21 protein-coding genes and 1 pseudogene are annotated in these 24,574 nt (G+C 56.5%); 18 read left to right on the top strand and 4 right to left on the bottom strand.

What is annotated here, in order from left to right; genetic code table 11:
* Nucleotides 1-200 precede the first annotated feature (200 nt).
* From GGQ73_RS00810 to GGQ73_RS00755, 12 genes are all read left to right on the top strand, one after another.
* The gene (locus GGQ73_RS00810; protein ID WP_183893191.1) at nt 201-1,274 is read left to right on the top strand and encodes a 2,3-butanediol dehydrogenase; all 1,074 of its coding nucleotides are present in this window, start codon (nt 201-203) and stop codon (nt 1,272-1,274) included.
* A gap of 140 nt (nt 1,275-1,414) precedes the next feature.
* Nucleotides 1,415-1,699 carry a YciI family protein gene (locus GGQ73_RS00805; RefSeq protein WP_183893189.1) on the top strand — a complete coding sequence of 95 codons (285 nt, stop codon included), beginning with the start codon at nt 1,415-1,417 and terminating at the stop codon, nt 1,697-1,699.
* Nucleotides 1,696-2,709 (top strand): Gfo/Idh/MocA family protein, encoded by a 1,014-nt coding sequence (locus tag GGQ73_RS00800; RefSeq protein WP_183893187.1) that lies wholly within the window; start codon nt 1,696-1,698, stop codon nt 2,707-2,709. The genes GGQ73_RS00805 and GGQ73_RS00800 overlap by 4 nt, the downstream gene beginning before the upstream one ends.
* Nucleotides 2,710-2,722: 13 nt before the next feature.
* Nucleotides 2,723-3,706: a zinc-dependent alcohol dehydrogenase gene (locus GGQ73_RS00795; protein WP_174155253.1), complete on the top strand. Its 984-nt coding sequence runs from the start codon at nt 2,723-2,725 to the stop codon at nt 3,704-3,706.
* 92 nt (nt 3,707-3,798) lie between these two features.
* Nucleotides 3,799-4,713, top strand: coding sequence for an intradiol ring-cleavage dioxygenase (locus tag GGQ73_RS00790; RefSeq protein ID WP_183893185.1), 915 nt, complete (start codon nt 3,799-3,801; stop codon nt 4,711-4,713).
* 2 nt (nt 4,714-4,715) lie between these two features.
* Nucleotides 4,716-5,774: a maleylacetate reductase gene (locus tag GGQ73_RS00785; RefSeq protein ID WP_183893183.1), complete on the top strand. Its 1,059-nt coding sequence runs from the start codon at nt 4,716-4,718 to the stop codon at nt 5,772-5,774.
* Between the two features lie 28 nt (nt 5,775-5,802).
* A complete protein-coding gene (locus tag GGQ73_RS00780) occupies nt 5,803-5,958 on the top strand; it encodes a hypothetical protein (RefSeq protein ID WP_183893181.1) in 156 nt (51 codons plus the stop codon).
* 72 nt (nt 5,959-6,030) lie between these two features.
* Nucleotides 6,031-6,330 (top strand): Dabb family protein, encoded by a 300-nt coding sequence (locus GGQ73_RS00775; RefSeq protein ID WP_174155261.1) that lies wholly within the window; start codon nt 6,031-6,033, stop codon nt 6,328-6,330.
* A 153-nt stretch (nt 6,331-6,483) separates the two neighbouring features.
* Complete coding sequence (locus GGQ73_RS00770) at nt 6,484-7,545, top strand: ketopantoate reductase family protein (protein WP_174155262.1); 1,062 nt, start codon at nt 6,484-6,486, stop codon at nt 7,543-7,545.
* A gap of 612 nt (nt 7,546-8,157) precedes the next feature.
* Complete coding sequence (locus tag GGQ73_RS00765; protein ID WP_210290000.1) at nt 8,158-9,153, top strand: ABC transporter permease; 996 nt, start codon at nt 8,158-8,160, stop codon at nt 9,151-9,153.
* Between the two features lie 23 nt (nt 9,154-9,176).
* The gene (locus GGQ73_RS00760) at nt 9,177-10,244 is read left to right on the top strand and encodes a substrate-binding domain-containing protein (RefSeq protein ID WP_183893179.1); all 1,068 of its coding nucleotides are present in this window, start codon (nt 9,177-9,179) and stop codon (nt 10,242-10,244) included.
* A gap of 72 nt (nt 10,245-10,316) precedes the next feature.
* Nucleotides 10,317-12,818, top strand: coding sequence for an ATP-binding cassette domain-containing protein (locus GGQ73_RS00755; protein ID WP_183893177.1), 2,502 nt, complete (start codon nt 10,317-10,319; stop codon nt 12,816-12,818).
* A gap of 261 nt (nt 12,819-13,079) precedes the next feature.
* Here the strand turns inward: GGQ73_RS00755 and GGQ73_RS00750 are convergent, their stop codons facing one another.
* Entirely contained in the window at nt 13,080-14,261 is a 1,182-nt protein-coding gene (locus tag GGQ73_RS00750) for a lactonase family protein (protein ID WP_183893175.1), read from the bottom strand.
* A 320-nt stretch (nt 14,262-14,581) separates the two neighbouring features.
* Nucleotides 14,582-15,562: a mannonate dehydratase gene (locus GGQ73_RS00745; protein ID WP_183893173.1), complete on the bottom strand. Its 981-nt coding sequence runs from the start codon at nt 15,560-15,562 to the stop codon at nt 14,582-14,584.
* Between the two features lie 475 nt (nt 15,563-16,037).
* Here GGQ73_RS00745 and GGQ73_RS00740 point away from each other — a divergent pair, with 475 nt between their 5' ends.
* From GGQ73_RS00740 to GGQ73_RS00720, 5 genes are read left to right on the top strand one after another with little or no spacing between them, the layout of a single operon-like run.
* On the top strand, nt 16,038-17,651 hold the full coding sequence (locus GGQ73_RS00740) for an ABC transporter substrate-binding protein (RefSeq protein ID WP_183893171.1): 1,614 nt from the start codon (nt 16,038-16,040) through the stop codon (nt 17,649-17,651).
* Between the two features lie 16 nt (nt 17,652-17,667).
* Nucleotides 17,668-18,696, top strand: a complete 1,029-nt coding sequence (locus tag GGQ73_RS00735; RefSeq protein ID WP_174155268.1) for an ABC transporter permease — start codon at nt 17,668-17,670, stop codon at nt 18,694-18,696.
* Nucleotides 18,693-19,592 (top strand): ABC transporter permease, encoded by a 900-nt coding sequence (locus GGQ73_RS00730; protein ID WP_183893169.1) that lies wholly within the window; start codon nt 18,693-18,695, stop codon nt 19,590-19,592. Before GGQ73_RS00735 ends, GGQ73_RS00730 begins: the two co-directional genes overlap by 4 nt.
* Nucleotides 19,582-20,421: an ABC transporter ATP-binding protein gene (locus tag GGQ73_RS00725; RefSeq protein ID WP_183893167.1), complete on the top strand. Its 840-nt coding sequence runs from the start codon at nt 19,582-19,584 to the stop codon at nt 20,419-20,421. Before GGQ73_RS00730 ends, GGQ73_RS00725 begins: the two co-directional genes overlap by 11 nt.
* Nucleotides 20,421-21,161, top strand: a complete 741-nt coding sequence (locus tag GGQ73_RS00720) for an ABC transporter ATP-binding protein (RefSeq protein ID WP_183893165.1) — start codon at nt 20,421-20,423, stop codon at nt 21,159-21,161. The genes GGQ73_RS00725 and GGQ73_RS00720 overlap by 1 nt, the downstream gene beginning before the upstream one ends.
* A 198-nt stretch (nt 21,162-21,359) precedes the next feature.
* On the opposite strand, the gene GGQ73_RS00715 is transcribed toward GGQ73_RS00720, so the two are convergent.
* Both GGQ73_RS00715 and GGQ73_RS22860 read right to left on the bottom strand, forming a co-directional pair.
* Nucleotides 21,360-22,601, bottom strand: coding sequence for a glucoamylase family protein (locus GGQ73_RS00715; RefSeq protein WP_183893163.1), 1,242 nt, complete (start codon nt 22,599-22,601; stop codon nt 21,360-21,362).
* A gap of 166 nt (nt 22,602-22,767) precedes the next feature.
* Nucleotides 22,768-22,951: pseudogene (locus GGQ73_RS22860) on the bottom strand (IS3 family transposase); the annotation flags it as partial.
* A 221-nt stretch (nt 22,952-23,172) separates the two neighbouring features.
* On the opposite strand from GGQ73_RS22860, the gene GGQ73_RS00710 reads away from it, so the two are divergent.
* A complete protein-coding gene (locus tag GGQ73_RS00710; RefSeq protein ID WP_202049535.1) occupies nt 23,173-24,552 on the top strand; it encodes a GntP family permease in 1,380 nt (459 codons plus the stop codon).
* The last annotated feature ends 22 nt before the right edge of the window (nt 24,553-24,574 follow it).

Here is a 24,574-nt window from a genome sequence, read left to right as displayed (position 1 = left end):
CGTGATGCAGCAACGTTATCGGAATTTTCTGTTTTTCAAGCGTGAGCGCTGGCTGGACGAATGGTCGCGCCGCCTCATGGAAAGCCCTTGTGCGGTTCTCCCTGCGCGATAGCCAACAGAGGGCATCTGAACGCTCGGTGGTTTGATGACGATATTCATGGTTCGCGAGGTTGAGCCGGTTGTATGGGAAGGACAAGCAGGTGAAAGCAGTTCGTTATTATACGCGCAAAGATATTCGGGTCGAAGATGTGCCAGCGCCCTCTGGGCCGCTTTCAGATGATATGGTGCTCATCGAGCCATTGGTCTGCGGCATCTGCGGAACGGATCTGCACGAATACATCGCCGGACCGATTGTCACGCCAGCGACGCCCCATGTCTATTCTGGCGCGATCCTACCGCAAATCCTCGGACATGAGTTCTCGGCGCGCGTGATTGAGGTTGGCCGCAACGTGACCCATGTCACGCCGGGAACCCGAGTGTCCGTGCAGCCACTCATCTCGCCACGTGACGATTATTATGGACGCCGTGGGCTCTATCACCTGAGCGAAAAGATGGCCTGTGTCGGTCTCTCCTGGGACTGGGGTGGAATGGGCGAACTGGCTGTTGTCAATGGCTACAATGTTTTTCCGGTGCCCGACAGTGTGAGTGACGTTCAGGCTGCGATGATCGAACCGGCGGCTGTTGCCCTCTACGGGGTCGATCGCGGCGGGGTGGAAGCGGGAAGCACTGTTCTGGTGTCCGGTGTGGGCCCGATCGGTGCGCTCGTTCTGCTTGCCACCCGCGCGGCTGGTGCAACGACCATTTTCGTCTCCGAACTCAATGCCAATCGCCGGGCGCTGGCGAAGAAACTTGTGCCGGAGGCAATCGTCTTCGATCCACGCGAGACAGATACGACAGCCCTGTTCCGTCAGCATACGGAAGATGGGGTGGGTGTCGACGTCGCGCTCGAATGCGTCGGTGCGGAAGCCTCGCTTAATCTTTGTGCCGCAGCCGTCAGACGTCAGGGAACCGTCGTCCAGGTCGGACTGCACGTAAAACCCGCTGCTATCGACGCCATGCTGTGGGCACTGAAGGACATCACGGTCGAGGCGACATGGTGCTATCCGGTGACGATCTGGCCACGGATTGCGCAGATGATCGGCGCGGGCATTTTCCCGGTCGAGCAGATTGTCACCGCGCAGATTTCTCCGGAGGATGTAGTCGACAAGGGGTTCGAGGCGCTGCTCGATCCGAACGCCTCTCACATGAAGATCCTCGTCAACATGAAGGGGTGAACCCCGACGAGCCCTGTCTCAGACTGCTGACGACAAGAGTGTAACGCGGCGGCACGTTTGGCACTGATCACCAAAATGCGGCACCTGGCTGACCAGGCTGCTTGCAAGACCTGAAACGCCTGAATCAAAGAGGTTTCGTCATGCATTACATCGTTCATTGCCTTGATCACCCTGGCGGCGTCGAGAAACGGCTTTCCCATTATGATGCCCACAAAGCCTACCTTGCCGCTGGCAAGACGAAGACCATCATCTCAGGTCCGCTTCTTGCGGACGATGACGAGACGATGATCGGCTCGCTCTTCCTGTTCGAAGCTGAAACCAAGGAAGAGGTCGTCGCTTTCAACAAGGCCGATCCTTTCAGTGTTGCCGGTGTCTGGGCTTCTGTGAATATTCATCCGTTCAGCAAGCGGGTCGACAATCGATGAGCGCGGCAGAAAAACGTCCTGTCGGTGCTGCGATTGTGGGCCTTGGCTGGTGGGGCAAGAAGATGGCGTCCCTCGTCAACGCCGGTGGGGCAGAGATGCGTTTCGTCCATGGTGTTGACCCCAATATGGACGTGCAGGGTTTTGCCGCCGATCTTGGCATGCGGTTTTCCTCGGACCTTTCTGCGGCGCTTGCAGATCCACACGTCGAAGCCGTGATCCTGGCGACGCCGCACGCGCTGCATCAGGGGCAGATTGCGCAAGCTGTCGCCGCCGGAAAACATGTCTTTTGTGAAAAGCCTCTGGCCATGACCCGAAGGGAGGCCGAAGCCTCTGTTGCGCTCTGCCAGAACGCGGGCCTCGTCCTTGGCATGGGTCATGAGCGTCGGTTCGAACCACCGATTGCCGACATTCTCGAGGCGGCAACGTCCGGACGTCTCGGTCGCCTGTTGCAGATCGAGGCGAATTTCAGCCACGACAAGTTTCTGACGCTGGACCCTTCCAATTGGCGGCTGGATGCAGAACAGGCACCGGCAGGCGGTATGACGGCCACCGGCATCCATCTGACGGATCTGTCGGTAAAGCTGATGGGACCGCCTTCAGATGTGCGGGTCATCTGTGAAAACCTGGCCTCCCAGATTCCGCAAGGGGACACGATGAGCGCGCATGTCCGCTTCAAGGGCGGTGGATCTGCCTATGTATCGGCAACGCTTGCGACGCCCTTCATTTCCCGCTTTGCGATCTTCGGCACGCTTGGATGGATCGAAGTGCGGGACAAGGCGCATGTCGAATCGCCGGATGGCTGGATCGTCACAGAGGGATGGAAGGGGCAGCAGATCACCATTCGTGAGGTGGCTCCTGCCGAACCGGTTCGAGACAACCTGCGTGCCTTTGCCCGTGCGGTGCGCGGCCTGGACGCCTACCCGATCAGCGGCGAGGACATGATCAACAACATCGCCTTGCTGGAAGCCATTATCCGATCTGCCCGCACGGGCTTGGTCGAAACACTGTGACAGGAAGGTTGCTATGAAAGCCTTGGTATTCGAAGCACCGGACAAGCCCGTAATCGCGGATCTGGACATGCCGCAGATGTCTCCCAACGAGGTTCTGGTACGGACCCGTGCGGTCGGCATTTGCCACTCCGACTATGAGCTGCTCGCCGGCCGGTACATCATACCGATCTCCTATCCCGTGACACCAGGTCACGAGTGGAGTGGTGAAATCGTTGAGGTCGGCCGCAATGTGACTGGTTTCAAGATCGGCGACAGGGTGGTGGGCGAATGCGTGGTGCGCACCCCCGAGCGTCTCCACCATTTCGGCTTTTCCATGAACGGTGCCGATCGGGAATTCTTCAACGTCAATCCGGAATGGCTGCACAAGCTGCCCGACGCCGTCGATGACAAGAAGGCGGCTCTGATCGAGCCTTTCACTTGCGGTTTCTATGCCGTTCTGCGTTCCGGCGGCACCAATGCAAGCGAGACGGTGGTCGTTTCCGGCGGCGGCACGATTGGGCTCGTTTCGGCGGCAGCTGCCATCGGAATGGGTGCTCGCGTGATTGTCGTTGACCCCTTGGCATCCCGTCGGGAGGTGGCGCTCAAGCTTGGCGCAGATGCGGCACTCGACCCGAGCGATGGCGGTGCGGCCGATCGCATTCGCGAAATGACCGGCGGCCATGGCGCGGATCTGGTTGTCGAAGCCTCTGGCCATGACGCTTCGCTGGCTGCGGCGTTTGACTACGCGCGTGAAGACGGCCGTATGTCGATGGTTGGCATCAATATCGGGCGCAGCGTTCCCGTGGTCATCGGGCAGATCCAGATGAAGAACCTGACGGTCCGGGGTTGCATCGGGTCACCAGGCGTGTGGCCCGCAGCCATTCGGTTCCTTGAGCGTACCGGCATCGACCTGTCGCCGATCCAGACGCACGACTATGCGCTGACGGATGCCGTCCAGGCTTTCGGCTTTGGAAAAGACGCGACCAAGAGCATCAAGATTACTCTGTTGAATGTTTGAGATCATGGCGCCACCAAATCCTTCACCGAGGCTCACACCGCCTTTGCGCCAATCACATGGTTCCGTAACGGACATCAGGAAAGGGTGACAACATGACGACTGATCCGCGCAACCACGAGGCCGAAAGCGGCTACTTCTCCGAGGATGATTCCGCTGAGGTCGTCATCGCAAGGATCGCTAGCGACTCCGATCCGCGTCTGCGGGAGATCATGGATTCCGCCATCCGGCATCTGCATGCGTTCGTGAAGGAAGTGGAGCCGACACAGGAGGAATGGGGCAAGGCGATCACGTTCCTGACCGAGACCGGCCAGATATGCAACGACTGGCGACAGGAATACATCCTGCTATCGGATATATTGGGCGTCTCGATGCTCGTTGACGCCATCAACAACCGAAAACCATCGGGTGCGACAGAAACAACGGTCCTCGGTCCCTTCCACGTCGCTGATGCCCCGCGCTACGAGAGTGGCGCCAACATCTGCCTCGACGGCAAGGGCGAACCGCTTGTTGTGACGGGGCGCGTCACCGATACACAGGGCCAGCCCATCGCTGGTGCCATGCTTGACGTATGGCAGGCCAATGAAGACGGGTTCTATGATGTTCAGCAGAAGGGCGTTCAACCCGAGATGAACCTGCGCGGCATCTTCACGACCGATGCTGACGGCCGATACTGGTTCAAGTCGGTGCGTCCGAAATACTACCCGATCCCCGATGACGGTCCCGTTGGCAAATTGCTCGGCCAGATGGGTCGTCATCCCTACCGGCCTGCTCATATCCACTTTATTGTCGGTGCCGCTGGCTTCGAGCCGATCACAACGCATATTTTCACGCCGGATTGCCCCTATCTGCATTCCGATGCGGTCTTTGGTGTGAAGCAGGATCTTATCGCGGACTTCCACGCTGTCGACGATCCGGCAAGGGCGTCGGAGCTGGGTTTTTCCAACCCATTCCAGGCCGTTACCTGTGACTTCGTGCTGGTGACGCCACAGCAGAAACTGGAAGGTTAGGCATGCAGAATTTTGTCTATCGTAGTCAGCCCGCGCGTGTCGTCTTCGGACGTGGCACAATCGGAACTCTGGCGCAGGAGGCCGAGCGCTTGTCGGTCGATCGGGTACTGGTCCTGTCGACCCCCGAGCAGGCAGAGCAGGCTGAAGCCATAGCGACGGTTCTGGGGCAGCGCTTTGCGGGCCTTTACCCCAAGGCGCAGATGCACACGCCGGTGGACGTGACTGTCGATGCACTGAGTATGGTTGAGCACGTCGGCGCCAATGCCCTGCTCTCGTTTGGTGGCGGGTCCACGACCGGCCTTGGCAAGGCGATCGCCTTTCGCACCGATCTGCCACAGATCGTGGTGCCGACGACCTATGCCGGATCGGAGGCAACGCCTATTCTTGGTGAGACCGAGCATGGCCGAAAGGTTACAAAATCTGATCCGCGCATCCTGCCTGAGGTCATCGTCTACGATGTCGACCTTACCTTGACGCTGCCGGTTGCCATGTCCGTGACCAGTGGTCTGAACGCCGTGGCTCACGCGGTGGAAGCTCTCTATGCACGGGAAGGCAATCCCGTCATCTCACTGCTGGCCGAGCAGGGGATTTCGGCCTTTGCCCGTGCCCTTCCCATCATTGCCCGCCAGCCGGATGATCCGGATGCAAGGGCGGATGCGCTTTACGGCGCCTGGCTCTGCGGCCTGTGCCTGGGATCCGTCGGCATGGCGTTGCACCACAAGCTTTGCCATACGCTCGGCGGGATGTTCAATCTACCCCATGCGCCTATGCACACGGCACTTCTACCGCATGCCGTGGCCTACAACGCACCAGCCGCTCCCGAGGCTATGAGGCGTGTCGCGGGCGCGCTTGGTGCAAGTGATGCTGCGGGGGGGCTCTTTGATCTCGCGGAGAAGCTCGGCGCGTCCATGGCGCTGAAATCGATGGGCATGCCCGCCGATGGCATTGATCCTGCTGTCGAACAGGCGATGGCGAATGCCTATTGGAACCCACGGGAGCTTGAAGGGGAAGGACTTCGCCGCCTGCTGGCGAACGCCTATGAGGGCCGACGGCCGGGATGAGGAATGCAAAAGGATGGGAGGGAACGAGATGAAGACGTGGCTAAGCAAGTGTTTGCAAATCGTATCGAGCTGGATGCGTGAGTTGGGATCGGCCCATGTCGTGGACGACGGTCTGGGCGGTCCGGAAGAGGCCGCCAAGAGACAGGTCCATAAACCCGCGCTTGCACCGCGGCGGATGCATTAGCGGTCTGAATACCGCGTTTGCGGCAACGCCGTCTCCGCGCGATCGCACCATAGAGACTTGAGGAGGTAAGCCATGATCAAGCATATCGTCATGTGGAACGTCAGCGGGGATACGCCAGAGCAGAAGCGTCATGCCGCCATCATGATCAAAACCAAGTTCGAAAGCCTGATCGGACAGATACCGGGCTTGAAAACCATTGAAGTGGGGCTGGACATCAGCCGCATACCATACGCTTGCGACGTGGTTCTCTACTCGGAATTCGAAGATGAGGCGGCGCTCCGGTGCTACGCGGAGCATCCTGCCCACGCCAAGGTGCGCGCTGATCTTGAAGGTATTCGCATTGCCCGCCATCAGGTGGACTACGTCTGCTAGAGCGTTTTAATTTAACAAGGAAACGCTCTAGCGTCAGTGTCGCCCGCGTTGCAAAGACTTGCACATTGAACCATCCGCTGAGTGGCGACCGGAAACTGTTTCGATTTTGAAGGGGCAATCGTTGCCCGCACAGATATTCAAGGAGACCGTCGCGTGACATCCAGTTCCAGCAAAAAACCGAGAATTGCCTTCCTTGGAACCGGCGCCCAAGGTGCATCAATCGGTGCAGACTTCGTCCTCGCCGGGCACGATGTGACCTTTATCGAGCAGTGGCCCGACCACGTAAATGCCATCCGGGCAGACGGGATTACCGTTCATCTGCCGACCCGCACGATCAATGCCAAGGTTGCCGCACTGCATCTGTGCGAGGTGGCCGAGGTGAAGGAGCCATTCGATCTGGTTTTCCTGGTGGTCAAGGCCTACGATACCAAATGGGCGACACAGCTGATCGAGCCGGTTCTGGCAAAGGATGGCCTGGTTATCGGTCTTCAGAACGGCATGACCCATGAAGACATCGCAGCGATTGTCGGCCGCGAACGCACCATCGGTGCCGTTATCGAAATCGCCTCCAATATGTTCGTGCCGGGTGTGACCAATCGGCAGAACGATCACGATACCTCATGGTTCGCTCTGGGTGCACTTGATCCAGATGTCCAGAAGAGGGTGGAGCCAGTGGCCGAACTCCTGCGCTGTACGGGCAGGGTCGAGGTCACCGATGACATTCGCTCTGCCAAATGGATGAAGCTCGTCGTCAATGCCGCCGAACTCATTCCTTCCGCGATCGTCAACCTACCGCTTGGTGATGCCGCACGCAGTCCAGGAATGCTCGACGTGATGCGGGCTGCGGGCTACGAGGCCATGCAGGCTGCCATCGCCGATGGTGCCAGGATCGTACCGATCATCGGCATGCCGCCGGTGACCACCAATCATCCGGAACGCTATGTCGACCAGATATTCGAGGAGGTGCTCACTGTCTTCTCACAGGCCGATACACTCACCACCTCGCTTCAGGACTGGCGGAAGGGCCGGCGGGCCGAGATTCAGGAAGTGAACGGCTGGGTCATCGACACGCTGAAGGCCCATGGACTTGCAGCCCCGATCAACCAGCGTGTGGTGGAACTGGCCTATGAAATCGAAGCGCGTGCGCGAGACGCGGGGCCGCAAAATGCTGAGTTGCTGATCGAAACCTACCACTCCATGGGACGGGCACCCTGAATGCGGGTCGTCCAATATTCTCAATAGAACACACTTATCCAAAGCGGATATTTTCGTGGTTTTCGCAGTCTTCAAAATGCATAATGTCATTGATGAGGAGTTCGGAGGAGTAAGTTTCCTGAAGTGATTTGATGGTCAGCCCGTGTATACTCACCAGCCGGTGGGGCTAGCGGCAGACGCAATGACAAATTCTTGGAGGAGCAAGAATTTGGGCAATCCGTAATTCATTTTGATTTTGACAGTTCTGACCGTTCAACGGTTCGGAGGCATTCAGGTTGTTGCCAAAGCTTGAGGCTTTAGCTGTCGCGTCGTTCGGATATGTCTTTCTGACTCCTTCATTTTAAACGAACCTTGATCGTCTCGAGAGGAGGGCACGATGATGGAAAACTTTAAGCAGGCGTCGTGTCTCACCGAATATGCGAAACGGGCGCAGGTTGCGGTTCTTTACGTTCTCAATGGCGCCTTAGCCGACGTATCGCACCGAGATGGTTTGTCACGCTGTTCAACTTTATTTTCGAGCTACTGTCCCGACCCCGACTTTCGATCAAAACCCTTGGCAAGCAATGGTCGCGTCTGCCGTGCGTCCGCAGGCTTGCCGAAAGGAGCTCCCTGGTGAGTGCCATCTCCACGACCCCGACGCGTTCGAGCAACTACGGCGCGGGCCAATTTCAACTGGCGCGTAGCTTCGTGACGGTTGTCCTTTCGATTGCACTGCTTCTGATCGCCTCTCTAATCTTTGCGCCGTCTAGCGTTTCGTGGGGCGCTCTGTCGGGCAGTCTTCCTTTTGCAGCCATCATTGCAATTGTCGGCCTCGGCCAGTTGCTTGTCGTCCAGCAGGGTGGGTTCGACCTTTCGCTTCCTGGAGCCGTGTCTCTTGCGGTTGTGGTGTCGACGCATTTTCCAAATCAGAATGATGCGGTCCTGTATCAGGCGGTGCTGCTGGCGCTGGCATTCAACCTTTCGATCGGGGTCCTCAACGGCATCCTGATCAGCGTTTTCCGTATGAATGCGATCATTGCAACGATCGGCACCAATGCGCTTCTCTACGCAGCGGTTTTTGCGATGTCTGGCGGGGTTCCTTCTGTCACGACCGATCTCCTGGCCACGATCGCTGGAGGCGAAACCTTTGGTCTGCCCAATGCGATCTATTTTGCTCTTGGCGCGACGGCTCTGGTGTCTTTCATGCTGAAAAAGACCGTCGGTGGTCGCCGGTTCGAGGCGATCGGCGCCAGCCCGGCGGCCGGAGAGGCGGCAGGCCTGCGTGTCCGGTCGCACCAGATGATGGCCTATGTCTATGCGCAGCTGTTCTATTGCCTGGCAGGTATCCTGATTGCCGGTATTACCCGCGAGCCTACCGCCTTTCAGGGCGACAGTTTGCTGTTGCCGTCCGTCGCTGTCGTCGTGCTGGGTGGCACCTCGCTGCTGGGTGGACGCGGTTTTCCGATCTCGACAGTGCTTGCCGCCCTGTTTCTGAATCAGCTGAGCCAATTCGCGCTGTCGGTCGGTGTACCCTATTCCGCCCAAACGATTATCCAGGCCCTGGCGCTGGGTTTTGGCATCGCCGTTTACTCGCTCAACTGGAGCAGAAACGTCAAAAAAACGACCTAACAATAACAAGTGGAGGAGCAGACATGAATTATGCAGATTTGACCAAGGTCATGGCGCTATCGGTGGCGACTGCGTTTGTCGCACTGGGAGGTGCGAGCGTGGCCAAGGCAGAAATGCCGTCCTGGTGCGGACCCAAGAAGGCGACGCTCGCTCTTCTCGACGGCTATGGTGGCAACAGCTGGCGTCAGGTGACGACGGCATCCGGCAAGCAGACCGTTGAGCTCTGCCCCAGCATCACAAAGTACGAATATGCCGACGGCCAAGGTGATACACAAAAGGCAATCTCTGACATCAAGGGCATGGCAGCCAAGGGCATCGATGCACTCGTCGTTTTCGGTGATGCAGGTCCCGCCATGCTCCCGGCGATCACCAGTGTGTTCAAGGCGGGGAAGATCATCGTGCCGTATCGGGTCGCGGTGGGCGGCAAGGAGGGCATGAATTACTCCAAGTTCATCGGGTCCTCCTTCGAGAACGACGGTGTGACCTGGGGTAACTGGATCAAGAGCGTCTTGCCAAAGGGTGGCAATCTCCTGTTTCTCAGCGGTCCGGCCGGCAACAGCCAGGGCATCGACGAGTTGAAGGGCCTGAAGAGCGTGCTTGGTCCGGAATATGTCTTCGTCAATCAGGCACCCTTCGCCGTGACCAACTGGGACCCGGCTCTTACGCAGAAGGTGCTGACGGCCGAGATCGCTAAAAACGACAAGATCGATGTGATTGTCTCCGACTTCGGCCCATCACTTGTCGGCGCGCTCCCAGCCTTTACCAAGCAGGGCAAGTCGATCCCGGCGCTGGCAACCTCCGATGGCAATTCGCTCAGCTGCTTCTGGGAAGACAACCACGCCGCCAATCCTGACTTCAAGCTGTTCACCGTTGCCACCGGCAACGACAATGTTCGCCTGGCGGTCCAATGGGCTGTGGCGTTAGCAACCGGCGGCGAACTGCCGAAGGAAGAGATTTTCAAGGCGCCTGCCTATGAGGATTCTGTCTCTGGCAAGCCGAATGGCGTTCAGTGCCGCAAGGATTTGCCAGGGGCTATTTACATGTCTTCCGAGCTTAAGCCCGAGGACCAGGCGAAGGTTGTCGGCAAGTAACCGCAACTCATGAATCAATGACCCCGGAGGACTGACACTCCGGGGTTCAGCAATCAAGGTGGATCGCAGACAATGTTGGCACGAAACGGTCAAGAGATCGCGCCGGACACCCGGGACGTGGTGATCCGTCTGGCAGGTATCTCGAAATATTTCTCTGTCGTTGCGGCTCTGGTCGATATCAGTGCGGAATTTCGCGTTGGCGAAGTGCACGCCATCCTTGGCGAGAATGGTGCCGGAAAATCGACCTTGATGAACATCATTTCCGGCACGTTACAGCCGACAGGTGGCGAAATTATTCTTGGTGGACATCCTGTCCAGCAGATGACGCCAGAAATTGCCAAGTCTCATGGTATCGGCATCTGCTTCCAGCATCCGGCAATCGTGGATGACCTATCGATCCTGGAAAACCTACGTGTCGCGCTGCCTGCATCCGTGTTTTCTGCGGCGAAACCCGAGACGATTGGTCGACGCGTGCTCGACAAAGTCGGGCTGCACGTTCCCCTTGGCATGCGCGCAGACGGCCTGACCGTTGCCCAGAAACATCTACTCGAAATTGCCAAGGCGCTTGCGCTTGATCCGAAGGTGCTGATCCTGGACGAACCGACGGCCTCGCTCGACCAGGACTCGACAGACATGCTGTTTGCCCGGATCCGCGAGGTGGCAGCCGCGGGTACCTCTGTCATTTATATCACCCACCGTCTGGCCGAACTGCGCCAGATTGCCGATCGCGTGACCGTGCTTCGGGATGGTCGTGTGCGCGGCACCGCTTTGATCGGCGAGATCAGCGATACCGATCTTGTTGGCATGATTGTCGGGCGTACTCTGGAATCTGCCTTCCCGCCAAAAGCCTCGTCAATCGGGTCGGAGACCTGCTTTTCCGTAAGTGGTCTCTCCAACAAAGATCTGAAAAACGTCAGTTTCGACGTGCCAAGGGGACAGATTGTCGGGATCGCCGGCGTTGCGGGCAATGGCCAGCCTGAACTCATGCGTGTGCTTGCCGGTCTACAGCCCGTGAAGGGTCAGATTGTCTTGCGTGGACGCGAGTTGACGCAGCCTGAGCTCCTGCATGAAGCCGCTTTCATGCCGTCAGACCGCCATACCGAGGGTGTCGCAGGTAGCCTTACCGTGCGCGAGAATGCCACCTTTTCGGCACTTGAAAAGTTCGCCGTCGCGGGCATCATGAGCCGGAAGAAGGAATTCCACCAGGTCGGTGCGATCTTCAGCGAGCTGGCAGTCAAGACGCCGGGAATGGAGGCGCCGATTTTTGCCCTGTCAGGGGGAAACCAGCAGAAGGTTGTCATGGCTCGTGCACTTCTGTCCGAGCCAGGGCTTATCATCGCGGACGAGCCGACCCAGGGCGTGGATGTTGGTGCCCGGTTCGAAATCTATCGCATTCTGCGGGAAGTCTCCGAAGCGGGAACACCGGTCGTCGTCAACTCTTCCGATGCTGTTGAACTCGAAGGCCTGTGCGACAAGGTGGTCGTGCTGTCGCGCGGACAGGTGGTCGAAATCCTGGCCGGTGACGACGTCACCGAAGAGCGCATCGTTGCTGCCGCCGTCAAGTCTGAAACCCACGGCGACAGCAGTTCGACGGTTACTCATACGAATACTGGCAGCCGGTGGCGTGATTTGCTGCGGTCCGACAATGCTCCAGCCGTACCTCTTGCTATCGTGACCTTGCTGCTTGGACTTTACGTCTACGGCCAGAACGAGAACTTCCTGTCCGTCTATAATATTTACAACATCCTGCTTCTTGCCACTGCCCTCGGCTTCATTGCCATGGGCCAGACGGTGGCGCTCTTGATGGGCGGTATCGATCTTTCCGTTGGCCCCCTTACCGGTTTTCTGGTCGTGGTCGCGTCCTTCTTCATCACAGATGACAGTTCTTCTGCAATGATGCTGGTCGGCTTCCTGCTGATGTTCGCCAGCGCCTTTGTCACCGGCGCGATCAACGGCATGCTGATCCGTTTTGCCAACTTCACGCCGATTGCGGCGACACTTGCGATGTATATCGCGATCCAGGGCTGCAGCTTTCTGCTGCGGGACAATCCAGGCGGCTACATCAGTGCGACGGTCACAGACTGGGTCAACTGGCAATGGGGACCGCTCCCTGTTGCCTTCCTCGTTCTGGTTGCCGCTGCACTGGCGGCAGAAGCCGTGTTGCGCCGGACGCGGGCTGGCTGGCGCCTGCGCGCTGTCGGATCTAATGAGCATTCAGCCCGTCGCGCTGGCATTCCTGTCGAAATGACCTTCATCGCTGGATACATTGCCTGCTCGCTGCTGACTGGCTTGGGTGCAATCATGCTGATGACCCAGATTGGGGTGGGCGATCCCCGCCAGGGTGTGAACTACACGCTTGCCAGCATCACTGCGGTCGTTGTGGGGGGCACCAGCCTTTCGGGCGGGCGTGGAACGTTCATCGGAACCCTGCTCGGTGCCGTTCTCTTGACCGAGGTGCTGAACGCCGTGACATTCCTGGGCCTGACCCAGACCTATCAATATCTCTTCCAAGGCATGCTGGTCGTTGTCGCCGCGCTCATTTATGCCGGGGTGGGCAAACGGAGTGCACGCTGATGTCCGTAAATTTCCATTTGATTGTCGCTTTTTCAATCAGCCCAACGACTCAAGAATGAACGTCGATTTGTGATGGTTTTTTGCCGGGATGCTGGCCACAGGTTGCGCTCTGGGGCTGATTTCCTTGTCGTACCAGTCGAATACGCCCGGTCGGCGGGGGTGTCGATCCGGGCTATGGATAAGCATGGGGTGGGACACGGTCACTCTTTACTAGAAGATCGAGGAGAGCTCGATCGTGTTGGGTAAAACCCGCGCCGGTCTTTACGGAAGACGGACGATTTCGATCCAATTTGCACCGTTGCCAACGTCGTAACGCCCGACACCTTGCAGTGAGCCATCTTCCTGACCGATACTGTAGACAGAGATCTTTTCAGATTTCTCCCCCGCCGCGATCAGGAACCGGCCCGTTGGATCAATGCGAATACCGCGCGGCTGTTTTTCTGTTGCAATGGAGCCAAGCCGGGTCAGCGCGCCCGTATCTGCGGCTACGGCAAAGATCGCAATCGTGCTTGTCGACCGCTCTGACGCGTATAGGAACTTTCCATCAGGCGTGATGTCTATATCGGCAGCCCAAATCTTTGGCTGAAGAGCAACCGCAGGCGCGGGAGTTTGGATTGCTGTCGCGGGCGCGTTGAACGCAGGTGGTGCAGGAGGCGCGACACCTTTCTCAAGGCCGGCATCGGCTGTCAAAACCGGGACCGTCTCTTTCTCGGTCAGAGTTCCCGTGGCGGCGTCTAGTGCAAAGTGAATGACCTCGCCGCTGAGCTCCGTAACGACATAAACCGACTTGTTGTCGGGCGAGACACGAATATGACGTGGTCCCTGTCCCGCTTTCGTTGCGACGCTGGCAGGCTTGTTGGGTTCAAGCATTCCCGTTTCGTCATTCAGAACATACTGCAGAATCACGTCGGAGCCGAGGTTGGAAGCGAATACGTATTTTCCCGTCTTGTCACTCACGATGGAGTGGGCGTTTCTGCCCGTCAGTATGACCTGCTTGACGCCTTCCTTGACAAGGCCACCTGCGCCTATCGGCAAGGACGCAATCTTGTTTCCGCCATAGGACGCGAAGAACAGCAGCCGACCACGTTTTTCTACCGAAACGTAGGGCATACTGTCCGGCAGTGCCGCGACGGCTTTTTCCGTCAGCGCACCTGTATCTTGGTTGATGTCATATGACACGACGCGGTAGGGCTGTGACCGAACGACAGCATAAAGATGATGAGCGTCGCCGCTGACGGCCAAAGGCATGACAGAAAAGCCAGCCTTCACCTTATCGGCTGGCGTCAAGGCTCCCGTTTTTTCATCCATGCTGTAGGTGTTGATGTCTCCGTCTGTTGCAGCGGAGACATAGACCATTGTTTTAGCCAGAGCTGCCGTCGCAGTCGCAAAAAGGCTACTCGCAACCATGATGGAGGTTGCCGCGAAAAATGTGATCTTTCTCATTACATCAACTCTCCATTTTTGTTTATCGGCTTCATACGCAGCTTCTTGTCAACACACGGCAACGTTGTCTGGCAGCCGGTGACAGGCCAAGGCGTCGTCCCGACAAAACCGGAGTCCGGCACGTCCTCGGTCAGACTTCCTAGACGTCAGAGCGTGCAGAGTTTCTGCACCAACAGTGTCCCGATTGAGTTTTCAGAAAATTCGCTCCTGAGGCCAATGATGCATGAATTACCAAATACGGAACACGCTTTTCAAATCGAGGTCAGGCAGACTCCATTGATGCCGCAGATCGAACGGGACCTTGCCCGTTTGACTGAAGCCTAGGAATTGTAGGCATCGAGGGCCTGAAGCAAGGCGGCGGTGTAACCATAACAATAGGCAAAAGCGACGCCTTGTGGATCACGCCCGGAAATGGTGGGAACATGGTCGGGCATGATCATGTATCTGTAGCCCACTTCCTTGTAGACTTTCAGCGATCGGGCCATGTCCATGTCGCCTTCATCCGGGAAGGTTTCCATGAATGAAAGTTTTTTGCCGCGAATGTTACGGAAGTGTAGATTGAAGATCTTGTTCCGGCTGCCAAACCAGCGAATAACGTCTTCGATCTCTTCACGGGGATTATCAAGCATTTCGCCGACAGTTCCCTGACAAAAATTCAGGCCGTGATAAGCGCTTTCACGCATCATGACGAATTTCTTGAGGCCATCCACGGTTCCAAGAACGCGTGTCACCCCCTTGTAACCGGGCGGCGTATAGGGATCGTGTGGATGGCAGGCAAGGCGGATGCGGTTCGCTTCGGCGACAGGTACGACCCGTTCAAGAAAATAGTCGATCCGCTCCCAGTTTTCATCTTCCGAGAGAATGCCTGCCTGACCGGGCGCTGCATCCTGATCAGTCTTGTCCCAGCGGAAGGATGCATTCCGTGAACCGCCTCGTCCAAGCTCATCGGGGGTGCGGGGAATGCCGATGAGATTGAGATTGTATTTAGCGGCAGGAATACCCGCTTCGGCAAGGTTTTCAATCAATTTGCAGATGGCATCGATCTGGCGATCACGGTTTGGACCCGCCAGCAAAATGTCTGGATAGGTGGCGGTCTCAATCGGGCTTGAAGGCAAGGGGAGCTGGATCATATCCAGTGTCAGACCAAAGCTTTCAACTTTCTCGCGCAAGCGTTTGAGATCGTCAAGGCTCCAGCTGTCCATCGGGCCATCTGGGTCCGCGCAGATATTGTTAATGCCAAGCTGTGACCATACCCGATAATCGTCATCGTCACGGGCTGCCAATTGCGTGCCAACATACATGTCATTTCTCCTGATTGCCTTGAAAGAGATAATACCTCTTAGAGCGATTGTCGAGTTGCAATAATTCTAAATATTCAAGACTCCCCCAAAAGTAGTATAAAACATATTTTTACAACTAGATTGCTATTTATAGTCGATACCCAAAGTGATTTGATGATGATAATTAACTATCTGAAAATTATCGTTTATACAAAAATATCTAATATTACCTTGAGTTTAAATAATGATTATTGATTGCTTTTTAATTGCATTCTCTTTCGGAGATTTCATTGGTTTGATTTCCAAAAAGCCCCCTTCTCTCTCTTTCTCGGCGTAAACACGGCTTGCGCCGCGAGCAATATTAAGGTTCACTAGGGGCAGAGGATAAGGCTCTCAGCCTAAGACATCATACTAGATGCGTGCCAGTGGCGATAATTAGACGTAATCATCGTATGACTTGTCTGGCGCTGAAGCGACAATTTTGGAGAGGAAACCTATGACCGTAATTTGTTCCAATCGTGTTTTTGCCGCAACGCTTTCTCTTGCGCTTGCCACGGCCACGGCCACGGCCACGACAGCCATCGCAGCTACCCCGAACGATCAACTCGTTATTGGTACGTCGCTTGCCCAGGTGCTCTCGCTTGATCCGCAGCAAGCCACTGAAGTCAAGACGCAGGAAATATTGGCGAACACCTATGACCGCCTTGTTTTCGCTGACCAGAAGGACGGTAACAAAATCAAGCCGCAGCTGGCAGAAAGCTGGCAGGTTGATGATAAGGGTATTACCTTCAAGCTCAAAGATGCGACATTTTCATCCGGAAACCCGGTAACCTCCAAGGACGTCGTGTTCTCCATCGTCCGGCTTTTGAAGCTCGATCAATCTGCGGCGACCAATTACAAGACGGCCGGATACACTGCTGCCAATATTGAAAGTCTTGTGTCCGCTCCCGATGACAAGACATTTCGGATCGAATTGACCGACAAGGTCATCCCGGAAGCGCTCCTCTATCGTCTTGCGATGGGTGTTTCATCGGTTGTGGACAGCGTTGAGGTCGAAAAGCACGTCAACAACAACGATTACGGCAATGAATGGCTTCGAACCAAGACCGCAGGTTCAGGTCCTTACGTGTTGCGCCGCTGGACACCCAATGACATTGTCCTTCTGGAGGCCAATGATGAATATCGCGACGGCAAACCCACCATGCGCCGCATTGTCATGCGCCATGTGCCGGAAAGTCAGGCTGCCCGTCTGATGCTCGAGCGCGGCGATATCGATATTGCCAGTGCCCTGACCGCTGCAGACGTCAAGACGTTCGAAACGAACACGAGCTTTGTCATCGATAAGGTCAAGACCGGTGGTTATTACGTTCTGGCAATGAATGCAGGCACTGAGCCATTCTCCAAGCCCGGTGTCCGGGAAGCGATTGCTTACGGCATCGATTACAAAGGCATAGCGAATACGATTCTGGGGTCATACGGTCGTGTCCGAAACGTTCCGGTCCCGGAAGACTGGGCAGGTGCCATTGCCAACCCCGACTGGTCTTTCCAGCCTGAAAAGGCCAAGAAGCTCCTGGCAGATGCCGGCTATCCGGATGGCTTCACCGTGACGCTTAAAACAATTTCGCAGACACCGCGTGTGGATATGGCAACGGCCATTCAGGCCAACCTCGCCGACATCGGTATCAAGGTGAACATCCAGCAGGGGAATGGCGCCGATATTGTCGCGGCACACCGCGCGCGCAATTTCGATCTGCTGATTCCGCAAACGGGCTCGTTCATGCCGACTGCACTTGGTTCGCTGGATAACTTCGCATCCAATCCCAACAATTCCAAGGAAGCCAACAACGCAGGCAACTTCGTCTGGCGCTCTGCCTGGGACATTCCAGAGCTCAATGCCCTTCGTGAGCAGGCAAACAGCGAAAGGGATGATGCCAAGCGGATGGAACTCATCAAACAGATCCAGGAAAAATTCATCGCGTTGAAGCCTGCCGTCTTGCCGATGTTTGAACGCTTCGAGCCCATCGTTCTGAGCAGTCGGCTGAAGGGCTACAGCGGCCACCCCTGGTCTTTGACACGCATCGAAGGCGTAACAAAATCCGACGCTCCATAATCAGGCCGCTGCGCACATGAAAGAGTTTACGCTCATAGAGCTTGCCAAACGGGTCGGACATCTGCTGATAAGCCTGTTCGTACTTCTGATCGTTACCTTCGTGATTGGTCGTATTTTGCCGACCGACCCCGTCGGTGCGATCGTCGGCGAACTGGCCGATCCCGCAGCCTATCAGGCCATGCGGGAACGGCTGGGTCTGGACCTGCCGCTTTATCATCAGTTCTGGTTGTACATAACCTCTCTTCTTCAGGGAGACCTCGGGACCGCGATCCTGACAGGCAATCCCGTAACCGAGGACCTTAAGAACGCGTTTCCTGCCACTTTGGAACTCGCGACATTAGCGGTTATCATATCGACGCTGCTTGGCGTTCCCCTCGGCATGACCGCTGCTTTCTTTCGCGATAGCTGGTTTGACAAGTTCACACGGGTGATCTCACTGGTTGGTCATTCCATTCCGGTGTTCTGGTTCGGCATCGTGGGCCTTGTGATCTTTTATGCAGGGCTCCAGTGGGCTGGCAGTCCAGGGCGCGTGGACGTTTATCTGGAAGGGCTTGTTGAGCCCAAAACCGGATTGCTTCTGATCGACAGCCTGATGGCAGGCGATACGGAGGTGTTCTGGAATGCAGTTCACCATATTATTCTTCCTGCTTGTATCCTGGCCTACTCTGCCATGGCCTACATCACCCGCATGACACGTAGCTTCACATTGGAGCAATTGAACCAGGACTATGTGGTCGCCGCACGCGCCAAGGGTGCGTCGAGCATGCGCATCGTGTCGCGCCACCTCCTGCCAAATATTGCCGTACAGCTTATCACGGTGCTCGCAATCTCCTATGGCGGCTTGCTCGAAGGCGCAGTGGTTACGGAGATCGTGTTTTCATGGCCCGGCATCGGTCAATACATGACCAATGCATTGATGACGGGTGATATGAACGCTGTCTTGGCCGGCACGCTTATCATTGGACTGATCTTCATGATGCTGAACTTCCTTTCCGATCTGGCCTATCTGATTTTCGATCCCCGCACGCGAGAGGCCACGACATGAACACCAATCAAAGCCTGGCCGCCCCTCGCCAGACCTCGGGCGCTTCCAGTCGCGCTGTGGCAAGTCTCAAGAGCTTCTTCAAAAAGCTGGCGGATGAACCCTTGGGCATGTTCGGTTTTATCGTGCTTCTGCTTCTGGTCATCGTTGCAATTCTTGCCCCATGGATAGCACCCTACAGTGCGACCTCGCAAAATTTGTCTCAGGCACTGCAACCTCCAAGCCTTTCGCACTGGGCGGGAACCGATGAATTCGGACGCGACATTCTGTCTCGACTGATCTACGGTACGCGCATCACCATCCAGACAGTCCTTGCCGTCTCGCTGATCGTCGGTCCGATTGGACTTTTCATCGGGATCGTGGCCGGCTTCGCGGGTGGACGCATCGATGCTTTCCTGATGCGGGCAACAGACATCGTCCTCAGCTTTCCCTCGCTGATCCTTGCTCTTGCATTCGCGGCAGCACTCGGAGCCGGGCTCAACACCGCGATCATCGCGATTTCGCTGACAGGATGGCCACCGATCGCACGATTGGCGCGCGCAGAAACGCTCGTTGTGCGCAACACGGACTATGTGGCCGCAGCCCGACTGTACGGTGCATCCAGCACCAGACTGCTTCTGCTCTACATCGCGCCGATGTGCATTCCTTCGGTGGTCGTACGGCTGACGCTCAGCATGGCTGGCGTCATTCTGACGGCTGCAGCGCTGGGGTTCCTTGGCCTGGGTGCGCAACCACCGGATCCGGAGTGGGGCGCAATGATTTCCAACGGGCGCAAATTCATGCTCGATAACTGGTGGGTCGCCGTTATGCCGGGTATCGCCATTCTCGTCACCAGCCTCGCGTTCAATCTTGTCGGCGATACGCTTCGCGATATTCTGGATCCACGCCATGCCCGATAACGAAAACATTCTTAAAGTTCAGGATTTGTCCGTCCGCTTTGGGAAAGCCGCGATTCCGGCCGTTCGGAACGTGAGCTTCGATCTGGGAGCAGAGCGTGTGGGTATCGTTGGGGAATCCGGCTCTGGCAAATCCACCCTCGGCCGTGCGATCATGCGGCTCTTACCGCCCTCGGCAAGGGTCGAAGCTTCAACACTCGATTTCGAAGCCTCGCCTTTGCTCTCCCGGAGCGAAAAAGCAATGCGAGGCCTTCGCGGCAATCGCATTGCGTTGATCATGCAGGACCCCCGATATTCCCTCAACCCGGTGTTGAGGGTTGGCAAACAGGTGGCCGAAGCGGCTCTTCTTCACCAGAAGATCGGCAAAAAACGTGCCTTCGAGCTCGCAGCCGAGATGCTCGGAAAAGTGCGTATTGCCGATGTTGAACGAACCATGGATCTTTATCCGCACCAGATTTCGGGTGGTATGGGCCAGAGGGTGATGATTGCGATGATGTTGCTCGCCAAGCCGCGCCTCGTCATTGCCGATGAGCCGACGTCAGCTCTGGATGTCAGTGTCAGAGGCGATGTCCTGCGACTTCTCGACCAGCTGGTTCGAGAGAACAACTCTGCCCTTCTCCTGATCAGTCACGACATTCGCATGGTGGCATCCTTTTGCGAGAGAATCCTCGTCATGTATCAAGGGCAGGTGATTGAAACGCTGCAAAGCCTTGATGAGGCAAAGCATCCCTACACGCGAGGTCTGATCGCCGCCATGCCGGATCCCAGGCGCCCTGTTGACCGTTTACAGGTTCTGGACCGGAAAACAATCAATGCGGTGGGGAGCCTATGATGATTGAGGTCAAAGATCTGTCCGTCTCGTTCGGTCAGGGCGATTCGCGCAAACAGGTCGTGAAATCGGTGTCCTTCTCGGTCAAAAAGGGCGAGACTCTGGGTATTATCGGGGAATCGGGTTGTGGCAAATCCACCGTCCTGCGCTCGCTCGCAGGGCTGGACCGGCATTGGCAGGGAACGATATCCCTTGCGGGAACGAACGTTGATCGCGAACGAAGCAAGGAACAGTTACTGCTGGCGCAGATGGTGTTTCAGGATCCTTACGGCTCCATCCATCCCCGCCACCGAATTGAACGCGTACTCGCAGAGCCAATTCGCGCAATGAACAAAGGGCGCGGCTTTGACCGCGTCGCGAGTTCGCTCGAACAGGTCGGATTACCGACCAGCTTCGCCGATCGCTTTCCTCATCAATTATCGGGCGGACAGCGGCAACGCGTGGCAATCGCCCGTGCACTGATGCTGGAACCGGAGATCCTGCTTCTGGACGAGCCCACGTCGGCACTCGATGTTTCCGTTCAAGCCGAGGTGCTCAATCTTCTCTGCGATTTGAGAGACGAGAGAGCGCTTACCTATGTGCTGGTGAGCCATGATCTCTCGGTCATCGCGCATATGTGCGATCGCGTTCTGGTGATGAAGGACGGTACCTTTGTCGACGAATTGACCCGATCCGATTTGCACCAGGGCATTACGAACGTCCCCTACTCGAAGATGCTTTTCGAGGAATCCATCGGCGGGTGAGGCGACCGGTGCGATGGCCCAATCGCGCTGCGTCTGGTCGCTCGTCTGCGCCAGGCGCACCGCTTTCCTGTCCAATTCCTGGGTGAAATTCCTATGCTTCGGAATGCCTGCTTCCTGTCGACCCAACAAACCTGCGCACTTTACCGATGCACTGTATTTTCGACATGATGACTGCCTGGCTTGAGTGGTGTTTCGGTTTCACGCGATCGTAAAACCAAGACGATCAAGACCGCGTTGAACTTCTGGCGCGGTCATGAACAGTCTCCAAAGCAGGCCTGTCCGGTAATTTTCCATCATAGCGACGATTGGCCCCTGGTCGATTGCGAGATGAGTATCGGCAATCCACCCCGAGCCGGGCGAGAACGCGTCAACGAGCCCGTAGCGCCCCATGAGTTTACCGTCTGCGAACGTCAGGAAAGCCGTTGCGGCACGAGACACTTCCTCTGGAAGAAATGGGAAGCTCGACAGCGCAGCGGTTGGCGATATCACGTCATCGTCGTCCGTAGGCGAGTGGACCCGGTAACCTCGAGGACTATCGCTTGCCGTCATTCCCCACAGGTTTTGGTCCGGGTACTTATCGCAGCCATATCGATAGTGGATCTGCGTATGCGCCTTGATCTGGGTCCAGTAGTCGCAATAGGTATCGCTCAGACCTCTAGGGTCCAGCGCGCAGAAAGAGTATTGAGACAAAAACAGAGGTCCGCCATACGGTTCTCCCAAAGGAAGCACGATGTCGAAATAGGCGTCTCCATTTCTCATCTCGCCTGAGCGCGCCCAGCCAGCGTGATAATTGACGGGGTCTATGGCATGCTGCTCAGCGCCTGCTCCAAGCACATAGCAGATCAGCGCTTCATTCCAGCCAGTGATCGGAATGTTGCGGCTCCACCTGTGTTTCTGACTCCAGTGCCACCACATAGGACCGCCGCCGCCGCGCGTGTACCACGTCCATTCCACGCCTTTGATCAATGCATTGGCTTTTTCTCGGAACCGTGTTTCTTCCAGCGTCGGGCCGGAGAAATATTGGCGAGCACAGATCAGGCCTTGCAGCAGCAGACCCGTTTCGACCAAATCACCACCGTCATCCTTGGAACCAAAAGGAATGACTTCGCTCGTTTCCGCATGCAGAAAATGAGAAAAGGCGCCGTGAAACCTCTGAGCCCTGTGCAAAGATTCCGTGATCGTGTTGGCGCGTTCCAACGCTTGGCTGCGCGTAATCCAGCCTCGCTCACTGCCAACCAGAACGGAAAGTAGCGCAAAGCCCGTCCCGGACACCGAGGCGATCTCGTTGATGACGGCTCCGTCGGAACGGATGCGATCTCTGGCCAATCCAGATGTGGGGTGACTTCCAAGCCAGAAATATTCGAAAGTACGAAATTGAATTGTATCAATATCTTTTGAAATGAGGTGACTGGACGCGGGGCCAGTGTCTGTCGGTGGCATAAAGCGTTCGGCTCCTTTTAAGAACACGCTGCGTATGTGCATATAGGATCGGTATCACCTTTCCACACCCTCTCATCGGATTATTGTCCAATATCCGCCGTCATCGATCAGAACATATATGTCTGCCAATTGAAGGGGGCTTCCATGGACGGTCTTGTGGTTTTGACGCGGCCATTTTCAGTTTCCGGGTGGACGTGATGCCGCAGATGCCCATGTTGGGCCGTTCGTCGTCATAGCTGCATAAACACTGTGTCGTGAATTTTTGCGGCTTTCCCCACCGGATGGGGCTTAGGGTGATGCCCTGGGTTGGCAGCCCATTCCATCGGCTTGCCGCTGACCTTTTCCGACCCATAAACCTTCGGACGTTTGCGCTGAATTAGGCTCCGATCATTTGCGTCGTCCCCGTCCGGCGAAGCAACGCGCCCGCGCGCAATAATGTTACTGATAAACCACCCTCTCGCATTGTCGCCGGGTTGACTTTGACATAATGGTCCAACCTCAAAGCGTAGAGCTACTAGGCGATTATCTTGACGGGCGGCGGTTGTCCGTTTCGTCTCAAAGGAGTGTTCATTTGCCCGAATTCGAACAGACTTTATCCGCAGGCACCTTGATTTTCATAGCAATTGGCGCGGTGGCACTTTTATTGCTGCTCATCATCCAATTTCGTGTTCATGCCTTTGTTGCGCTGATCCTTATCAGTTTTTTGACGGCGCTCGTCACGGGCATTCCAACCGCAAATATTATGAGCACGCTGACCACCGCATTTGGTTCCACCCTTGGCGGCGTCGCACTTCTTGTCGGTCTTGGCGCGATGCTTGGGAGACTTTTGGAGGTGTCCGGTGGTGCGCAGGCACTGGCCGATGATCTGATCAAACGTTTTGGAGAAAAACGCGCGCCCATGGCCTTGGGAATTGCATCCCTGTTCTTCGGCTTCCCGATCTTTTTCGACGCAGGCCTCGTCGTCATGCTTCCCGTGATGTTCACTGTCGCGCGGCGTCTCGGTGGCAGCCTGCTGCTCTACGGAATACCGGTGGCAACTGCGTTTTCCTGCATGCACGTTTTCGTACCGCCGCATCCGGGCCCGGTTGCAGCATCCGAACTGCTGGGTGCTGATGTCGGCCTGTTGATCATAATCGGTCTTATTGTCGCAATCCCAACCTGGATCATTGCTGGCCATTTCTTCGGTGACTGGATTGGTAAACGTATCTTCTTGCCGGTGCCGGAAAACGTTTCGGAAGCAAATTCGGTTGAAGACGGAGTGTCCTTGCCGAGCCCCGGTTTGGTTATCTCTCTTCTGCTTCTACCACTGATTCTCATCTTCATGAATACGGGCCTGGATTTTGCGCGCGCCCAGGAATGGGTGAGCAAGGATGCGGGCTGGTTCCAGCTGCTGCGCGCTATCGGCTCGACACCGATTGCACTTCTCATATCCGTTTTGGTTGCTGCCGTTGTGCTCGGTCCCATGCGGGGTCGAGACCCGCTGAAGATCGAACGCATCGTCGATTCCGCGCTTGGCCCGGTTTGCTCGGTCATCTTGATAACTGGCGCAGGTGGTATGTTTGGTGGTGTTCTTCGTGCCTCTGGTATAGGCAACGCGCTATCGAGCGCTTTGGCCGATATCGGCATGCCCGTTTTTGTGGCGGGATTCCTGATTGCGACGGCGCTGCGTGTTGCACAGGGTTCTGCAACAGTCGCCCTCATTGCTGCTGCTGGTCTGATCCAACCCGCAGTCCAGGCAGCGGGTTATCAAGGTGTCGAGCTTGCGGCCATCGTGATAGCGGTTGCATCGGGTTCGGTCATGTTATCCCACGTGAACGATTCTGGCTTCTGGCTCGTTGGCCGGTTCTTCAATATGGACATCAAAACAACGTTCAAGACCTGGACTGTGATGCAGACAATGGTCGGTCTCCTGGGCTTTGCGCTTTCGGGATTAATCTTCTCCTTGGCCTGAACGATGTAAAATTGTCCACGTT

The organism is Rhizobium skierniewicense, from assembly GCF_014196515.1.
Classification (GTDB): Bacteria; Pseudomonadota; Alphaproteobacteria; order Rhizobiales; family Rhizobiaceae; genus Agrobacterium; species Agrobacterium skierniewicense.
This window is presented reverse-complemented; position numbering and strand designations above follow the sequence as displayed.